General features: G+C 72.0%; 17 protein-coding genes. 9 read left to right on the top strand and 8 right to left on the bottom strand.

The window, feature by feature from the left end:
* Positions 1-301: 301 nt before the first annotated feature.
* The 4 genes from CRV15_RS07965 to CRV15_RS07950 all read left to right on the top strand — a co-directional run bounded on the left by CRV15_RS07965 (position 302) and on the right by CRV15_RS07950 (position 3010).
* The gene (locus CRV15_RS07965; RefSeq protein WP_009997496.1) at positions 302-1333 is read left to right on the top strand and encodes a family 2 encapsulin nanocompartment cargo protein polyprenyl transferase; all 1032 of its coding nucleotides are present in this window, start codon (positions 302-304) and stop codon (positions 1331-1333) included.
* Between the two features lie 251 nt (positions 1334-1584).
* Positions 1585-2166, top strand: coding sequence for a dihydrofolate reductase family protein (locus CRV15_RS07960; protein WP_003953992.1), 582 nt, complete (start codon positions 1585-1587; stop codon positions 2164-2166).
* An 84-nt stretch (positions 2167-2250) separates the two neighbouring features.
* Entirely contained in the window at positions 2251-2517 is a 267-nt protein-coding gene (locus CRV15_RS07955) for a hypothetical protein (protein WP_003953993.1), read from the top strand.
* A 49-nt stretch (positions 2518-2566) separates the two neighbouring features.
* Positions 2567-3010 (top strand): DUF6304 family protein, encoded by a 444-nt coding sequence (locus CRV15_RS07950; RefSeq protein WP_029183038.1) that lies wholly within the window; start codon positions 2567-2569, stop codon positions 3008-3010.
* Positions 3011-3126: 116 nt separating this feature from the next.
* On the opposite strand, the gene snpA is transcribed toward CRV15_RS07950, so the two are convergent.
* Positions 3127-3780 (bottom strand): snapalysin, encoded by a 654-nt coding sequence (snpA, locus tag CRV15_RS07945; RefSeq protein WP_003953995.1) that lies wholly within the window; start codon positions 3778-3780, stop codon positions 3127-3129.
* Between the two features lie 189 nt (positions 3781-3969).
* Between snpA and CRV15_RS07940 the strand changes: the two genes are divergently transcribed.
* Positions 3970-4929: a LysR family transcriptional regulator gene (locus tag CRV15_RS07940; protein WP_003953996.1), complete on the top strand. Its 960-nt coding sequence runs from the start codon at positions 3970-3972 to the stop codon at positions 4927-4929.
* Between the two features lie 210 nt (positions 4930-5139).
* Here the strand turns inward: CRV15_RS07940 and CRV15_RS07935 are convergent, their stop codons facing one another.
* On the bottom strand, positions 5140-5697 hold the full coding sequence (locus CRV15_RS07935) for an NUDIX hydrolase (RefSeq protein WP_003953997.1): 558 nt from the start codon (positions 5695-5697) through the stop codon (positions 5140-5142).
* A gap of 197 nt (positions 5698-5894) precedes the next feature.
* Positions 5895-6290: a superoxide dismutase, Ni gene (gene sodN / locus CRV15_RS07930; protein WP_003953998.1), complete on the bottom strand. Its 396-nt coding sequence runs from the start codon at positions 6288-6290 to the stop codon at positions 5895-5897.
* Between the two features lie 151 nt (positions 6291-6441).
* Here sodN and sodX point away from each other — a divergent pair, with 151 nt between their 5' ends.
* A complete protein-coding gene (gene sodX, locus CRV15_RS07925; protein WP_003953999.1) occupies positions 6442-6825 on the top strand; it encodes a nickel-type superoxide dismutase maturation protease in 384 nt (127 codons plus the stop codon).
* Between the two features lie 47 nt (positions 6826-6872).
* Here sodX and CRV15_RS07920 read toward each other — a convergent pair whose 3' ends face one another.
* On the bottom strand, positions 6873-7484 hold the full coding sequence (locus CRV15_RS07920) for a CGNR zinc finger domain-containing protein (protein ID WP_003961775.1): 612 nt from the start codon (positions 7482-7484) through the stop codon (positions 6873-6875).
* Positions 7485-7568: 84 nt separating this feature from the next.
* On the opposite strand from CRV15_RS07920, the gene CRV15_RS07915 reads away from it, so the two are divergent.
* Entirely contained in the window at positions 7569-8345 is a 777-nt protein-coding gene (locus CRV15_RS07915; RefSeq protein WP_003961776.1) for a class I SAM-dependent methyltransferase, read from the top strand.
* Between the two features lie 88 nt (positions 8346-8433).
* Here CRV15_RS07915 and CRV15_RS07910 read toward each other — a convergent pair whose 3' ends face one another.
* The 3 genes from CRV15_RS07910 to CRV15_RS07900 form a co-directional block, all read right to left on the bottom strand.
* The gene (locus CRV15_RS07910; protein WP_003954002.1) at positions 8434-9201 is read right to left on the bottom strand and encodes an amino acid ABC transporter ATP-binding protein; all 768 of its coding nucleotides are present in this window, start codon (positions 9199-9201) and stop codon (positions 8434-8436) included.
* Positions 9198-10139, bottom strand: coding sequence for an amino acid ABC transporter permease (locus CRV15_RS07905; protein WP_003954003.1), 942 nt, complete (start codon positions 10137-10139; stop codon positions 9198-9200). The genes CRV15_RS07910 and CRV15_RS07905 overlap by 4 nt, the downstream gene beginning before the upstream one ends.
* 151 nt (positions 10140-10290) lie before the next feature.
* Positions 10291-11280 (bottom strand): ABC transporter substrate-binding protein, encoded by a 990-nt coding sequence (locus CRV15_RS07900; protein ID WP_003961778.1) that lies wholly within the window; start codon positions 11278-11280, stop codon positions 10291-10293.
* 531 nt (positions 11281-11811) lie between these two features.
* On the opposite strand from CRV15_RS07900, the gene CRV15_RS07895 reads away from it, so the two are divergent.
* Positions 11812-13050, top strand: coding sequence for an NAD(P)-dependent malic enzyme (locus CRV15_RS07895; protein ID WP_003961779.1), 1239 nt, complete (start codon positions 11812-11814; stop codon positions 13048-13050).
* 298 nt (positions 13051-13348) lie between these two features.
* Positions 13349-14311, top strand: coding sequence for a zinc-binding dehydrogenase (locus tag CRV15_RS07890; RefSeq protein ID WP_003961780.1), 963 nt, complete (start codon positions 13349-13351; stop codon positions 14309-14311).
* 76 nt (positions 14312-14387) lie between these two features.
* Here CRV15_RS07890 and CRV15_RS07885 read toward each other — a convergent pair whose 3' ends face one another.
* Positions 14388-15494, bottom strand: a complete 1107-nt coding sequence (locus CRV15_RS07885) for a PadR family transcriptional regulator (RefSeq protein WP_009997499.1) — start codon at positions 15492-15494, stop codon at positions 14388-14390.

Raw genomic sequence — 15494 nt, 5'->3', positions numbered from 1 at the left:
CACCCATGCCCCGTCGGCGGGGAAGTAATCCCATCCGTTTGTGTAATGGTGCTAGGACTCTCCGTGCTGAAAGGCTTCTCGCGTGGGTCGACGGCGAACAGATGACCCACTGCTCGTGCGCGTGATCGAGAGGACGTGGCCCTGGCGGCCCCGGACAGGGCCGGTGCGGGGCGCGGCCCGAAGTCTCCTCCCGGATCCCGGCGCGGGCGCCTTTCCCCTGCCCCACCCCCTGCCTCTTCCCCCGCTCCCCGTGCCCCTTCCCGCCCCTGTCCTTCCCGCTGAAAGGATTGCTCCGTTGACCATGTCGGAGGCCGTCGAGGGCCGTGTGGCCCTGGATCTGCTGGACCGCGCCCGTGAGCTGGTCGATCCCTCGCTGAGGGCGGCCCTGGAGACCCTTCCCGGGCCGCTGCGCCGGATCGCGATGTACCACTTCGGCTGGGAGGACGCCGACGGCGCCCCCACCGCCGGATCGGCGGGCAAGGCCATCAGGCCCGCGCTGGTCCTGGCCGCGGCGCGGGCGCTCGGCGGTGACCCCGAGCGGGCCGTCCCGGCCGCCGTCGCGGTGGAGCTGGCGCACAACTTCAGCCTGCTGCACGACGATGTGATCGACCGCGACCCCACCCGCAGGCACCGGCCCACCGCCTGGACCGTCTTCGGCACCGCGGACGCCATCATCGCCGGTGACGCCCTTGTCTCGCTGGCGCTGCGGATTCTCGCCGAGGACGGGCATCCGGCGTCGGCCGCCGCGGCCGGACGGCTCTCCGCCTGCATGATCGAACTGTGCGCCGGGCAGCAGGCGGACTGCGCCTTCGAGGGGCGCGGCCCGCAGGAGGTCACGCTCGCGGAGTGCGTGGAGATGGCCGTCGCGAAGACGGGGGCGCTGCTGGGCTGCTCCTGTGCGCTGGGTGCCCTGTACGCGGACGCGGGCCCCGGGCCGACCGCCGCGCTGGACGCCTTCGGCCGACAGGCCGGTCTGGCCTTCCAGTTGATCGACGATCTGATCGGGATCTGGGGGGACCCCGGGCGCACCGGGAAGCCCGCAGGGGCCGACCTCGTCTCCCACAAGAAGTCGCTGCCGGTGGTGGCGGCGCTCATGTCCGGCACCCCTGCGGGCACGGAGTTGGCGGAGCTGTACCGGACCCCGCTGACCGGTGACGATGTGCGCCGCGCGGCCGATGCCGTGGAGGCGGCCGGGGGGCGGGACTGGGCTCAGGCCGAGGCCGCCGACCGGATGGCGGACGCCGTGCAGGAGCTGGCCCGCGCGGTGCCCGACCCGGCGGCGGCGGGAGATCTGCTGGCCCTGGCGGAGTTCGTCACCCGGCGCACCCGCTGAGTCCCGGTCGATTCCGGCCCTTTCCCATCCGGCCCTTTCCCTTCCGGACCCGTCCTCTCCTGCCCCTCCTCGATTCCCTCTTGCCAAACCACTACAGGTGAAGCACTATGTGCGGAGTGGTTGGCGGGGCGCTGTCGCGCTCCGCCCCGCGCGGCGCCTCCTGTCCCCGGACGGGGGCGCCGCCTCCGCGGCTCGTTCCGTCTCCACGGTCCGTTCCGCCCGTTCCGCTCGTCCGGCAGGAAAGGATCGGTTTGCGCAAGCTCAGCTACTGTGTCGCGGTGTCCATCGACGGCTTCATCGGAGGCCCCGACGGTGACGCCGTCTTCTTCAACCGCTTTGTCCACGGCGACTTCCTCGACCACCTCACGGGCGAGACCCCCGAGATCCTGCCGACCGCGGCCCGGCGGCACTTCGGCGTCGACGAGGCGCCCAACCGCCGCTTCGACACGATCATCCAGGGCCGCCGCAGCTACGACCTGGCCCTGGAGGCGGGCATCACCAGGCCCTACGCCCATCTGCGGGAGCTGGTCGCCTCCCGGAGTCTCACCGGGTCCCCCGATCCGCGGGTCGAGATCGTCTCCGGGGACCTCGTGGCCCGGGTCGCGGAGCTGAAGCGCGAGGACGGCCTCGGTATCTACCTCTGCGGCGGGGCGAACCTCGCGGGGCAGCTCAGGGACGAGGTGGACGAACTGGTGCTCAAGACATACCCCGTGGTCCTCGGGTCCGGGATGCCCATGTTCGACAGCGGATTCCAGGTCGACGACTTCGCGCTGGACTCGCTGCGCGCCTTCGACAACGGCGTGGTCGTCCGCACCTACCGCCGGGAGCGCTGACCCGCGCCCCCGGCGGCGGGGCCGTGCGCGGCCCCGTGCCGCCGCCGGGTGTCCGCGCCGCCCGTGCCGCCGTACGCTGGATCCATGGGCAGCGAGGGACGCGGGACCACCCGCGGCACGCAGGCCGAGCACCGGTGCCCCGTGTGCGGGCAGCCGGTCGCCACGGTCATCACACGACGCAAGACGCTGGGGGCGTTCGTCCCCTCCTGGGGCCCCGGGCCCTGCCGCAACACCCGCTGTGCCGCCTTCGCCGGGCCGCCCGTACGGGCCGCCGCCGGGCCCGCGCGCCACGGTGCCGGAGGGCGGGGGCGGCCGGAAGGCGATCCCGGCGCCACCCTGCGTGCGCTCTGAGCCATCCCTGCTGTTCAGCGAAGGGCCGGGTAGCGCTACAGTCCGCGCCATGTCATCGGAGTCGACTGAAGTCTGGGCGGGCTGGTACCGCGACCGGAGGGGCGCGGAAGCGGTCACGATCGCGGTGCGCGGACAGCAATTGCGCATGTGTATCAGGGGTGTTGAGTACGAAGGGGCGCGCATGGCCGCCCTGGAGGCGGTGGGGGCGGAGGGCGTCCTGCTCTCCGGATGTGTACTGGAATGGGACATACCGTTGCCCGTGCATACGGACGGTGCCACCGAACGGGCCACGCTCAGCTGTCTGCTGACGCTCGGGGAGCTGCGGTCCGAGGGGCGGCTCGACCGGGCCGATCTCAATCTGACCCTGCACTACGCCGGGGCCGCCTTTGAATCCGGGGTGGCCGGGGGCGACTTCGACAGCGCGCTGGAGCGCATCCGCGGACAGCTTCCGCACGGGGTCGAACTGGGGGCGCCCGCCGCCGCCGGTGCCTGACGGGCGGACCCGCACATCCGAAGGGCGCCCCGTCGTGGTGCGGACGGGGCGCCCTCATGAGAAGCCCGCGGGGGGCCTGGACCCTCAAGGCCCGGGGCGTGGAACCCCGGCCGGTCTCAGCGGGCCTGCCGGAGCGCCTTCGTGAAGCCGTTGACCCACAGGGCGTTCACCCGGGCGCGCTCGGCGGCGTTCGGCACCGCGTTGGTGCACCAGGGGCCGGGGCCGCCGCCGGACATCAGCTCGGAGCACGGGCCCCGGTAGTTGTCCGGCAGGCCGAGCACATGGCCGGTCTCGTGCGAGGTGATCCGGGTCGAGTCGTTCAGCTGGTTCTGCTGGTAGTCGAGGAAGATATAGCCCCGGCCGTGGCCGTCGGTGTTCGCGTGGGAGCCCCGGGGGTCATCGCCCTCGAAGTAGCGGAAGCTGGCGTTCGGACCCTCCTGGAGCCGGACATTGGTCACCGAGCTGTTCCAGATCTGGGTGGAACGGGCTATCTGGGTGCGGAAGGTGGGGGCGCTCGTCGCGTTGTAGGTGACGGTGACGACGCGCTCGCCCGGGTTGGCGGCGCGCTTCTCGGCCACGGACTTGACGACCGCCTGGAAGAACGCCGCGGTCGCCCGGCGGTCCTCCGCGGACCCCTCGTAGGCGGCGTAGGACGGGGCGGCGGAGGTGGGGGGCTCCGGGGCGGTGGCGGCGGACGCGGGGACCGCGCCGAGCGACGCGGCGAGCGCGGCACCGAGCGCGGCGGAGAGAACGGTGGTGGAGAGACGCATGTGGGGGGCTCCTACTCGTTCCGAAACGGATTCGGGTACGGCGAGTTTCGAGGAGGCGCCCCCGTACTGGGATGATGCCAACCAGCGATAACACCAGCTAATCGGCATGTCCATGACTTTCTGTGTCTTTCGTCGCGGCCGGACCCGGGTGTCTGGTGTGGCGGCTGGAAGCCGCCCTACTCTCAGCTCATGCAGCTCGAAGTGAGGCATCTGCGCGCCCTGTGTGCCATCGCGGACACCGGCAGCCTGCACAAGGCGGCCCGCCAACTGGGCGTGAGCCAGCCCTCCCTGACGACTCAGCTCCGTCGGATCGAGAAAGCCCTGGGCGCGGAGCTGTTCTGGCGTGAGCGCTCCGGCTGCCGCCCCACCCCCGTGGGCCGTGCGGTGCTCACCCGGGCCCGCCCCCTCGTGGCCGGGATGACCGCGCTCGTGATCGAGGCCAAGGCCGCCGCCGCCCGCTCCGACGGCCCCCGGCTGCGGATCGGCTCCACCGCGAGCCGCGCCCTCCCGGGCTGGCTGGGCCGGCTGCGGCAGCGGCAGACCGGCGCCGACATCTCCCTGCACATGGACGTCTCGGCCAACAACCTGCTGCGGATGGTGGCCGGGGGCCAGCTCGACGTGGCCTTCGTCCACGAGGTGGAGGGCTGTCCGCTGGCGCTGCCCGAAGGGGTCGCCGTCCGTGTCCTGGTGGAGCGGGAGCCCCAGTTCATCTCCCTGCCGCGCGACCACCCCGCCGCGCCGGCCCCCGTCGTGGAACTGGCCGAGCTGGCCGGGGACCGCTGGATCGTCGACCCCACCGTGGACGGCGAGTGGGACGGGCTGCGCCGGGTGCTCTCCGGCGCCGGGATCTCCCCGTCCATCCTGCACGGCGACTACCACACGGCCGCGGCCCTGGTCGCCGCGGGCGAGGGGGTCTGCCCCTGCCAGCCGACCTCCGCCCCCAGCGAGGCGACGGTCGTCCGCCCGCTGCGCGGCGACCCGCTCGCGGTCCGGCTGCTGCTCTGCTCCCCGCCGGGGACGGGGGAGCGGTACGAGGGGGTGTTCACCGACCTCCGGGCCGCCTACCGGGACGTGGCGTCGAGCGCGGTGGCGTACCGGCAGTGGCTGCTGCGGCACGGGAGCCCGCTGCTGACCACTCCGGCGGCCTGACCGGCGTCCGGAGACCCCGGTGCGCGGACCTCTTCGTACGGGCGCCTCCGGATGGACGCCTCCGCAGGCGGACGCCTCCCGGTGCGGACCGCGGACGCCGGCCGTGATCGGACCGGACGAGACCGTCCGCTGCCCGCCTCCCCGTGCGAACGCGGACGCCGGCCCCGCGCCGACGGGCGGACGCGCCGGTGACGGTGTCCCCCGGGCCCGTCAGGCCCGCGGCCCGGCCGGTGAACCGGCGCCCGTGCCGTCGTCGAGCAGCAGATACAGCAGCCCGATGAGACTGCCGCCGCTGACGATCTCCCGCCGGTCGACCATGGTCCGGATGCGGTCCAGCGGTACCCACTCGATCCGGTCGGACTCGTTCCGTTCCGTCGGGGGCCCGGTCCAGTGCGCGCCGTCGGCGCGGAAGACATGGTGCTCGGAGTCGGTGATGCCGTTCGCGGGCTGCGCGTACACCAGCGGACGCAGCGGGCCGGGCCGCCACCCGGTCTCCTCCTCGACCTCCCGCGCGGCCGTCTGCGCCGGGGTCTCGCCCGCCTCGATCAGCCCCATCGGCAGCTCCCACCCCCAGGTGTCGGTGATGAACCGGTGCCGCCACATCATCAGCACCCGCCCCCGGTCCACCACGGCGGCGACCGCGAGGTGCCGCATCTTCACCACATGGTGCTCAAAACGGAGGCCGTCGGGCTGCTGGACGTCCGCCAGCCAGAGGTTGACCCAGTGGTTGCCGTAGATCTGGCGCTCGCCGTGGACCGTCCAGCGCATTGCCCAACTCCTCGTGATCTCAACGCCGTTTCGGGATGTCGGGACCACTCTCCACGCTCGGGGCCGCTCCTCCCGCGCGGATCACCCGTGCGGCGTACACCGCCGGAACCCGGTGGACGGGGTGGTGCGGGGGCATACGGAAGCGGCCCGGTCCCGTTCGGGGACCGGGCCGCCGCAGAGTCGCGGAGCCGGGTGGCTCAGCCCTTCTTCGTCTCCCAGAAGATCCGGTCGATCTCGGCGATCAGCTCCAGCGCCTTCTCGCCCGTCTTCGGGTCCGTGGACGCCTTCGCCGCCGACAGCGCCTTCAGCGTGTCGTTGACGAGAACGTGCAGCTCCGGGAAGGCCGCGAAGTGCGGGGGCTTGAAGTAGTCGCTCCACAGCACCGAGATGTGGTGCTTGGCCAGCTCCGCGCGCTGCTCCTTGATGACCGTGGCGCGGGCGCGGAAGTGCGGGTCCTCGTTGGCCTGGAACTTCTCCTGGACGGCCTTGACCGACTCGGCCTCGATACGGGCCTGGGCCGGGTCGTACACGCCGCAGGGGAGGTCGCAGTGGGCGCTGACCTTCACCTTGGGGGCGAACAGTCGGGAAAGCATGGGAGCTGTCCTTCCTCGTGATCGTCTTCTCAGGTGGGACATTACTCCGTGAGAGAGACGTTTTCGCGGGTGCCCCCTGATGCTTAGGCCGAAAGTCCGGGGCCACCATGGGACCGGGGGCGGACCGTAGGCTGGGACCCGGAGGTGGCGGATGGCCGAGCAGGGGCGGGAGACCGCGGCGCCCTTCGGCGTCGCCGAGGTGACGGGCCCGTCGATGTATCCGACGCTGCACCACGGCGATCGGCTGCTGGTGCACTACGGGGCCCGGGTGCGCCCGGGACAGGTGGCGGTCCTGCGCCACCCGCTCCAGCAGGACCTGCTCATCGTCAAGCGGCTCGCGGGGCGGCGCGACGGCGGCTGGTGGGTGCTGGGCGACAACCCCGGTGCCGAGGGGGACAGCCGCCTCTTCGGCGCCGTCCCCCCGGAGCTGCTGCTCGGCCGGGTACGGGGGCGCTACCGGCCCCGCGACCCCGGGCGGCGTTCACCGCGGGCGCTGCTGGCCTGGCTGCTCTCGGCGGTCCGGCCGATCCTCTGACCCCGGCCCCCTGACCCCGGCCCCCTGATCCCGGCCCGGACGGCCCCTCAGCCCCGGTCCGTTCCGCCCGGTGTCCCGCCCGGTGCCGTGCCCCGGCCCGCCTCCTGGCGTTTGCGGGCCCGGTACGCCGCCACATTGGCCCGGGTGGCGCAGCGGTCCGAGCAGTACCGCCGGGAGCGGTTGGTGGAGGTGTCCAGATAGGCGTTGCGGCAGGGCGGGGCCTGGCAGAGGCCGAGCCGGTCGACCCCGTACTCCGTCAGATGGAAGGCCAGCCCCATGGAGGCGATCGCCGCGTATCCGGCGGTGGCGTTCGACGGGTGCTCCGCGAGATGCATGTGCCACTTGGGGCGCCCGTCCTCGTCCCGGAAGTCGTGCCCGGAGATCTGCGGGCTGACGGGGAACTCCAGCAGCAGCGAGTTGAGCAGGTCGACGGCGCCGCTCTCGTCCCCGGCGTCGGCGGCCGTGAAGACGGCCCGCAGCCGGCTGCGGACCGAGCGGAACCGGGTGACGTCCGCGTCCGTGGCCCGGCGGGCGGCCTGCATCGAGGGGCCGAACAGCTCCCGCACCGCCTCGACGGAGGTGAGGGAGTCCTTGTTGCGTGCCGGTTCCTCGGTGTTCACGAGGCGCACGGCATAGTCCGAGTAATAGACCAGTTCCACTTGCAGTCCTTACCGGCGGAGTCTAGGGTTCTGGCGGGGAGGGGTAATAGGTACTTCCCTGAACAGGGTATTACATCAGTGGCGATGGAGGGCTTTCCGGTGACGGAGACAGCACACGGCACGGACTGGCGGGCCTGGCAGGAGAGCTGGGACCGGCAGCAGGAGTGGTACATGCCGGACCGCGAGGAGCGGTTCCGCGTGATGCTGGACATGGTCGAGGCCACCGTCGGCCCCGCGCCCCGGGTACTGGACCTCGCCTGCGGTACGGGAAGTATTACGGACCGGCTGCTGCGAAGGTTCCCCGACGCGGTCAGTACCGGGGTCGACCTCGACCCCGCGCTGCTCACCATCGCCGAGGGCACCTTCGCGGGGGACGACCGGGTCACCCTGGTCACCGCCGATCTCACCGACCCCGGCTGGATGAAGGCCCTCCCGTACGCCGAGTACGACGCCGTCCTTACCGCCACCGCGCTGCACTGGATGTTCGCGGGCCCCCTCACCACGCTGTACGGACAGCTCGCCGGGGTGGTCCGGGACGGCGGGGTCTTCATGAACGCCGACCATATGATCGACCGTTCCACTCCGCGGATCAACGCGGCCGAACGGGCCCACCGCCACGCCGGGCGGGACCGCGCCAAGGAGTCCGGCGCGCTCGACTGGGCCGAGTGGTGGGCGCTCGCCGCGAAGGACCCGGCCCTGGCCGCGCCCACGGCCCGGCGGTTCGAGATCTACGGGGAGCACGCGGACGGGGAGACCCCCTCGGCGCAGTGGCACGCGGAGACCCTGCGGCTGGTCGGCTTCGCCGAGGCCAGGCCGGTGTGGTCCTCGCCCTGCGACGCCCTGGTCCTCGCCCTGCGCTAGCCGGACACGCGTGCGGGGCGGTACGGACATCCGTACCGCCCCGCACCCGTCCCCGTCCGGCGCGCGCCCCGGGTCAGAGCACCTTGGGTCAGAGCACCTTGGACAGGAAGGACTTCGTCCGCTCGTGCTGGGGGTTGGTCAGCACCTCGCGGGGGTGGCCGGACTCGACCACCACACCGTTGTCCATGAAGACCAGCGCGTCGCCGACCTCGCGGGCGAAGCCCATCTCATGGGTGACGACGACCATCGTCATCCCCTCCTCGGCGAGGTCGCGCATCACGTCGAGCACATCGCCCACCAGCTCGGGGTCGAGCGCCGACGTCGGCTCGTCGAACAGCATCAGCTTGGGCTCCATCGCCAGCGCGCGGGCGATCGCCACCCGCTGCTGCTGGCCGCCGGAGAGCTGCGAGGGGTAGTTGCCCGCCTTGTCGGCGAGGCCCACCCGGTCCAGCAGCTTCAGCGCCCGGGTCCGGGCCGAGGACTTGGACTCGCCCTTGACCTGGACCGGCGCCTCCATCACGTTCTCCACCGCCGACATGTGCGGGAAGAGGTTGAAGCGCTGGAAGACCATGCCGATGTCGCGGCGCTTGAGGGCGACCTCGCTGTCCTTCAGCTCGTACAGCCTGTCGCCCTTCTGGCGGTAGCCGACCAGTTCGCCGTCGACGGAGAGCCGACCCGCGTTGATCTTCTCCAGATGGTTGATGCAGCGCAGGAAGGTCGACTTGCCGGAGCCGGAGGGGCCGATCAGACAGAAGACCTCACGGGGGGCGACCTCCAGGTCGATGCCCTTGAGGACCTCGACCGGGCCGTAGGACTTGTGGACGCCCTCGGCCTTGACCATGGGGTGGGTGGTCATGCGGAGACTCCCTTCGGGCGGCGCACCGAGAACACGCTCGACTTGATCTTCTGGAACGGGGTCGGCGGCAGGGTGCGGGTGGAGCCGCGGGCGTAGTGCCGTTCCAGGTAGTACTGGCCCACGCTCAGGACCGAGGTGAGGACCAGGTACCAGGCGGCGGCGAGGAAGAACATCTCGACCGGGGCGCCGGAGGTCTGGCCGATGTTCTGGGCCTGCCGGAAGAGTTCGGTGAACTGCACCGCCGCCACCAGTGAGGTCGTCTTCAGCATATTGATGACCTCGTTGCCCGTGGGCGGCACGATCACCCGCATCGCCTGCGGGATCACGATCCGGCGCAGGGTCTTGGAGTGGCTCATGCCCAGCGCGTGGGACGCCTCGGTCTGGCCCTCGTCCACGGAGAGCAGACCCGCGCGGCAGATCTCCGCCATGTACGCGGCCTCGTTGAGGCCGAGGCCGAGCAGCGCGGTCAGGAACGGGGTCATGAAGTCCGACCACTCGTCCCGGTAGAAGCCGAAGTTGACGTACTCGAAGACCAGGCCGAGGTTGAACCAGACGAAGAGCTGGACCAGGACCGGGGTGCCCCGGAAGAACCAGATGTAGAACCAGGCGATGGACGAGGTGACGGGGTTCTTCGAGAGCCGCATCACGGCGAGCAGGATGCCGCCCCCGATACCGATGGCCATCGAGAGCACCGTCAGGATCAGCGTCTCCTTGACGCCGTCGACGATACGGTCGTCGAAGAAGTACTCCGGGATGGCCCCCCAGTTGATCCGTCCCTGGGAGAAGGCGTAGACGATCAGCCCGAAGAGGCCGATCGCGACGGCGGCGGAGACATAGCGGCCGTAGTGGCGGACCGGGACCGCCTTGATGGCGTCCGGCCCGCCCGCCGGTGGCGGGGGCGCGTCCTTGGGGTCCGTCGTGTTGAGGTCGGCAGTCACAGGGAGCCTTGAGCCTTTCGATGGCGAGTGGGTGCTGCTGGGGTGCGGGTCCGGGCCGGGGCCGCCGGGCGGTGGCGGCCCCGGTCTTCGCGGGGCGGGTCCGGACCCGCGCACGGGTCCGGACCTCGCGGACGGGGTCCGGACCCGCCGGTCAGGAGCCGCCGTTGATCTTTGCCTCGGTCACCGCGCCCGCGGGGACCCCCCACTTGTCGAGGACCTTCTGGTACTCGCCGTTCTTGATGATCGCGTCCAGGGCGGCCTTGACGGCGTCCCGGAGCTGGGTGTTGTCCTTGGCGAAGGCGATGCCGTACGGGGCGGCCTCCACCTGCTCGCCGACGAGCTGGAAGTCCTTGCCGCCGCCGGACTTCTGCACCGCGTACGCGGCCACCGGGAAGTCGGCGGAGCCCGCGTCGGCGCCCCCGGCCCGCAGCCGGGTCTGGGCCTCCAGGTCGTTGTCGAACGCCTCGATCTTGATCGGGCCCTTGTCGCCGCACTTCTTGTTCTCGGCCTTGGCCAGGTCCTCGGAGACCGTGCCGCGCTGGACGGCGATCTTCTTGCCGCAGAGGTCGGCCCAGGTCTTGATCCCCTGGTCCTTGCCCTTCGGGGTGTAGATCGAGACGCCCGCGGTGAAGTAGTCGACGAAGTCGACGCCCTCGCCGACCTTCTTGCCGGTCTCGGAGTCCACGCCGTTCTGGCGGTCCTTGGTGTCCGTCATGGCCGACATGGCGATGTCGTACCGCTTGGAGCGCAGACCGGTGATGAGGGTGTCGAAGGTGCCGTTCTGGAACTCGAACTTCACCCCCAGCTCCTTGCCGAGAGCGGCGGCGATATCCGGGTCGATGCCCGTGGTGGCGCCCGAATCGTCCTTGAATTCAACGGGCGGGTAGGCAATGTCCGAACCGACCCTGACGACACCCTTGTCGCGAATGGCCTGCGGCAGCATGCTGTGGAGCTTGGCCTCGGTCGCGGCGGAGGGGGCGTCGCTCTCGCCACCGCCCGAACTCGTCTTGTCCGTCTGGTCGCCACAGCCGGTCAGCAGCAGGGCGCCGGCGACCGCGATGGCGCTGACCGCGGCGAACCGGGAGTTCAGAGGCTTCCGGATCTTCCGGGCGGTCGTGGTACGCGTGGTGCGTGCGGTCATCTGGTTGTCCTCCGGCGGGTCAGAGAGCTGCCATTTCCTGGTCGTGTCCCGATCGCGTACTCGTCGTTGAGTGCCGCGACCTTGAGTGTTTTCGGCATCTTGCCATTCGGACTAGCCCATTCAGGGGGCCAAGCATGTCAAAATCGGGTAACGGGACACCCCCATCCCCCCTGTGACCGGTCCTACCAGGCTGGAGCTTTCGCGGGAATATCCCCTTCCGGCCGGAAGTTCTTCGGTTTGCGGCGGGCCGCGGGCCAGAAAGAGGGCACGTGGCCGACGTGTCCTGATATCCGAGACGAGTCCCACCAGGACCGGATATCGGACTCGTCCTCGGTGGGCCCGGTCGGGTAAGAAGGATCCTTACACCCCTCATCCGGGGCTCAGGGCACGTGTGCGGCGTGCCCGCGTGTTCGCACCACCCCCGCCGGGCGGCTCAACCGCGGCGGCGGGGCACGGACACGGTGCCCGCTCACCCTCCTCACCTCGGGAGGGCAACCCTCGACAGCAGAAGAAACAAGGGGTCACATTCACATGGCAGCGGAGATCGTCAACCCTCCCAGCGGCAGCGCCGAAGGCGCCGAGCGGCTGGACGCCGGTGCGGACAGCGCTCCCACCGAGCCCTTCGATCCGGCCTTCGCCCTGCACCGGGGCGGCAAGATGGCCGTGCAGGCCACGGTTCCCGTGCGGAACAAGGACGACCTTTCCCTCGCGTACACCCCCGGTGTCGCCAAGGTGTGCAGCGCGATCGCCGAGCAGCCGGAGCTGGTCCACGACTACACCTGGAAGTCCCAGGTGGTCGCCGTGGTCACCGACGGCACGGCGGTCCTGGGCCTCGGCGACATCGGCCCCGAGGCATCCCTCCCGGTGATGGAGGGGAAGGCGATCCTCTTCAAGCAGTTCGGCGGCGTGGACGCGGTCCCGATCGCGCTCGCCACCACCGACACGGACGAGATCGTCGAGACCGTCGTCCGGCTCGCCCCGTCCTTCGGTGGGGTGAATCTGGAGGACATCTCGGCCCCGCGCTGCTTCGAGATCGAGCGCAGGCTCCAGGAGCGGCTGGACATCCCGGTCTTCCACGACGACCAGCACGGCACCGCCGTGGTGACGCTCGCCGCGCTGCGGAACGCGGCGAAGCTGACCGGCCGGACCCTGGGCGAGCTGCGCGCGGTGATCTCGGGCGCGGGCGCGGCCGGGGTGGCCATCGCCAAGTTCCTGCTGGAGGCGGGGCTCGGCGATGTCGCGGTGGCCGACCGCAAGGGCATCGTCAGCCGGGACCGCGAGGACCTGAACCCGGTCAAGCGGGAGCTGGCCGGGCTGACCAACAAGGCGGGGCTCAGCGGCTCCCTGGAGTCCGCGCTGGCGGGGGCCGACGTCTTCATCGGGGTCTCCGGCGGCACGGTGCCGGAGGCCGCCGTCGCCTCCATGGCCCCGGGCGCCTTCGTCTTCGCGATGGCCAACCCCACCCCGGAGATCCACCCCGACATCGCGCACAAGTACGCGGCGGTGGTGGCCACGGGCCGCAGCGACTTCCCCAACCAGATCAACAATGTGCTGGCCTTCCCGGGGATCTTCGCGGGCGCGCTCCAGGTGCGGGCCTCCCGGATCACCGAGGGCATGAAGATCGCCGCCGCGCGGGCGCTGGCCGACGTGGTCGGGGACGAGCTGGCGCCGGACCGGGTCATCCCCTCGCCGTTCGACGAGCGGGTCGCCCCGGCGGTGACCGCCGCGGTCGCCGCCGCCGCCCGCGCCGAGGGCGTCGCCCGCCGCTAGTGCCGTGCCGCCGGTGATTCCGTCGCCGCCGCTCTGCCGCCGGTGATTCCGCCGCCGGTGGAGTGCCGCCGGTGCTGTGCCGCCGTTCCCGCGGAACGGATGCGTGTGCCCCTGCCCGGACCGGCGGGGGCACCTCCGTCCGCGGGGCACCTCCGTCCGCGGGTCGGGTACCGGGCGGCGCGGGTACCGGGCGGTGCGGGACGATCAGGGACGCTCCGGGCGGCGCGGGGACCCGCGCGGCACGTGTCACATGACGACCTCATTCCGTCAGGGCGTTCCCCGGCCCTAGGGTCGGGCCATGTTTGCCGCCTATGCCGCACGTATCGACCGTGACGACCCGCTCAAGGGACTGGAGTTGGGGGAGCGACCGGCCCCCGGGGACCGGCCCGGCTGGACCACGGTGACCGTGAGAGCCGCCTCGCTCAACCACCACGACCTCTGGTCCCTGCGCGGGGTGGGACTCCCCGAGGGACGCCTCCCGATGATCCTCGGCTGCGACGCCGCCGGGGTCGACGCCGAGGGCCGGGAGGTGGTCGTCCACGCCGTCATCGGCCAGACCGGCCACGGGGTCGGCCCCGACGAGCCGCAGTCCATCCTCACCGAGCGCCATCAGGGCACCTTCGCCGAGCAGGTCTCCGTACCCTCCTGGAACGTTCTGCCCAAGCCGAAGGAGCTGAGCTTCGAGGAGGCCGCCTGTCTGCCCACGGCCTGGCTCACCGCCTATCGGATGCTCTTCACCAACGCGGGGGTGCGGCCCGGGGACTCGGTCCTGGTCCAGGGCGCGGGCGGGGGAGTGGCGACCGCCGCGATCGTGCTCGGGAAGGCCGCCGGGCTGCGGATGTACGCCACCAGCCGGCACGAGGCCAAGCGGACCCGGGCCGTCGCGCTCGGCGCGGTCGGCGCCTTCGAGCCGGGGGCGCGGCTGCCGCACCGGGTGGACGCGGTGATCGAGACGGTGGGGGCGGCCACCTGGTCCCACTCCATCAAGTCGCTGCGCCCGGGGGGCACGCTGGTCATCTCCGGCGCGACCAGTGGTGACCGGCCCTCCCACGCCGAGCTGACCCGGATCTTCTTCCTGGAGCTGAAGGTGGTGGGCTCCACCATGGGCACCCGGGACGAGCTGGAGGATCTGCTCGCTTTCTGTGCCGCGACCGGGGTACGGCCCGTGATCGACCAGGTGCTGCCGCTGGACCGGGCCCGGGAGGGCTTCGAGCGGATGGCGGGCGGGGACCTCTTCGGCAAGATCGTGCTGACGCCCTGACGCCCTGACGCCCTGACGCCGAAGCCTCCGGGAGCCCGTCCACGGCTCCCGGGGGCTTCGGGCCGTCCGGGGCCGGTCAGCCCTTCCGGCCGCCGCCCGTGAGCAGCGCGGCGACGATGTGCGCCGAGGCCGTCGACAGATGGCGGCGGGCGTCGGCGAGCTGGGACTCCGTCACCCCGTGGTCGCGGGCCGCGTCCCGGATGTCGTCCCGGAAGCGGTCGAGCAGCCGTTCCAGATCGCGGAACGGGTCACCGCTGGACGGGCTCCCGGAGGCTTCGGCGGTCCCCGGCTCCGGTGCGAACGGTTCGGCCGGGGCCTCCGACACGGACGGTGCCTTTGACACGGACGATGCCTTTGACGCGGAGGATGTCTCTGGCGCGGACGGTGCGGACGGGCCCTTCGGCGCGGAGGGCGCGGACGAGCCGGCCGGGGCGGCGGACGGCTCCGGTGCCGAAGGGGTCCGCCGCGGCTCCGGTCCCGCGGGTGTCCCCGGCTCCTCCTGGCCCCCCGCTGTCCATGACATCTGCTGCTTGGCCAGCGTGCCGAGCCGGTCCGTCAGCCCGGTGAGCCCCTCGCGGACCCCTGTGGGCCAGGCGCCGCGCGCGACGTGCTCCTCGACCTGGTCCTGAACCTCCCTGGCGAGGCGCTGAAGCTCCCGGCGCGCCTTCTCCTGGGCCTCCTTGGCCTGGTGGCGGGCGTGCTGGGCGTCCTCGCGGGCCTGCCGGGCCTGCTCCTGCCACGCATGGGTGACCTCGCGCCACTCCTCCCGCTCGGTCCGCTCCCGGTCCGGGCCGTCCGCGGTGGCCGTGGCGGCGGCGCGCAGCCCGCCGCGGAGCCCGCCCACCGCGCCCCGCACCTCGTCGCGGATCTCGGCGGCCAGCCCGGAGACCGACTCCCTGATCTCCTGCTCCAGACCGACCAGCTCCGCCCGGCGCCGCGCCAGCTCCTCGCGGCCCGCGTCGGTGAGGGAGTAGACCTTGCGCCCGCCCTCGGTGGCATGGGTGACCAGGCCCTCCGCCTCCAGCTTGGCGAGCCGGGGGTAGACGGTGCCCGCGGAGGGCGCGTACAGGCCGTGGAAGCGCTCCTCCAGCAGCCGGATCACCTCGTACCCGTGGCGGGGGGCCTCGTCCAGGAGTTTCAGCAGATACAGGCGCAGTCGGCCGTGGGCGAATACGGGCGGCAT

The organism is Streptomyces clavuligerus (assembly GCF_005519465.1).
Taxonomy (GTDB): domain Bacteria; phylum Actinomycetota; class Actinomycetes; order Streptomycetales; family Streptomycetaceae; genus Streptomyces; species Streptomyces clavuligerus.
This window is presented reverse-complemented; position numbering and strand designations above follow the sequence as displayed.

Excerpts from the sequence above, each read along its gene's own strand:
- CRV15_RS07965 (WP_009997496.1), top strand. The coding sequence starts at position 302 with ATGTCGGAGGCCGTCGAGGGCCGTGTGGCCCTGGATCTGCTGGACCGC.
- CRV15_RS07955 (WP_003953993.1), top strand. The coding sequence starts at position 2,251 with ATGGGCAGCGAGGGACGCGGGACCACCCGCGGCACGCAGGCCGAGCAC.
- CRV15_RS07950 (WP_029183038.1), top strand. The coding sequence starts at position 2,567 with ATGTCATCGGAGTCGACTGAAGTCTGGGCGGGCTGGTACCGCGACCGG.
- snpA (WP_003953995.1), bottom strand. The coding sequence starts at position 3,780 with ATGCGTCTCTCCACCACCGTTCTCTCCGCCGCGCTCGGTGCCGCGCTC.
- CRV15_RS07940 (WP_003953996.1), top strand. The coding sequence starts at position 3,970 with ATGCAGCTCGAAGTGAGGCATCTGCGCGCCCTGTGTGCCATCGCGGAC.
- CRV15_RS07935 (WP_003953997.1), bottom strand. The coding sequence starts at position 5,697 with ATGCGCTGGACGGTCCACGGCGAGCGCCAGATCTACGGCAACCACTGG.
- sodN (WP_003953998.1), bottom strand. The coding sequence starts at position 6,290 with ATGCTTTCCCGACTGTTCGCCCCCAAGGTGAAGGTCAGCGCCCACTGC.
- sodX (WP_003953999.1), top strand. The coding sequence starts at position 6,442 with ATGGCCGAGCAGGGGCGGGAGACCGCGGCGCCCTTCGGCGTCGCCGAG.
- CRV15_RS07915 (WP_003961776.1), top strand. The coding sequence starts at position 7,569 with ATGGAGGGCTTTCCGGTGACGGAGACAGCACACGGCACGGACTGGCGG.
- CRV15_RS07910 (WP_003954002.1), bottom strand. The coding sequence starts at position 9,201 with ATGACCACCCACCCCATGGTCAAGGCCGAGGGCGTCCACAAGTCCTAC.
- CRV15_RS07900 (WP_003961778.1), bottom strand. The coding sequence starts at position 11,280 with ATGACCGCACGCACCACGCGTACCACGACCGCCCGGAAGATCCGGAAG.
- CRV15_RS07895 (WP_003961779.1), top strand. The coding sequence starts at position 11,812 with ATGGCAGCGGAGATCGTCAACCCTCCCAGCGGCAGCGCCGAAGGCGCC.
- CRV15_RS07890 (WP_003961780.1), top strand. The coding sequence starts at position 13,349 with ATGTTTGCCGCCTATGCCGCACGTATCGACCGTGACGACCCGCTCAAG.
- CRV15_RS07885 (WP_009997499.1), bottom strand. The coding sequence starts at position 15,494 with ATGCCGCCCGTATTCGCCCACGGCCGACTGCGCCTGTATCTGCTGAAA.